Annotated in this window: 1 protein-coding gene; it reads left to right on the forward strand. The window is 72.7% G+C overall.

What is annotated here, in order from left to right; translation table 11 throughout:
* Nucleotides 1–227: peptidogalycan biosysnthesis protein (locus LIZ98_RS17870; RefSeq protein ID WP_227203206.1), on the forward strand; the 227-nt coding region annotated here is incomplete at both ends.

Consider the following 227-nt stretch of genomic DNA (forward strand, 5'->3'; position numbering starts at 1 on the left):
GGCAGCCGGCTGCTGGCCGCCGACGAGGCGGCCCGCACGCTGCTGGTGCAAGCCATCGGCGCCTTTGCGCGGCAGGCGCAGCTGTTGTCGGCGCACCTGCTGTTCATCGACGAAGCCGACCGTGCCGCCTTCGAGCGCGCCGGCTGGCTGATGCGCGAAGGCGTGCAGTTCCACTGGACGGCGCCGGCCGGGCAGCCTTGGGGCAGCTTCGAGGACTTCCTGGCCAG

It is taken from the genome of Caldibacillus sp. 210928-DFI.2.18 (genome assembly GCF_020554505.1).
GTDB classification, from domain to species: Bacteria; Bacillota; Bacilli; order Bacillales; family Caldibacillaceae; genus Caldifermentibacillus; species Caldifermentibacillus hisashii.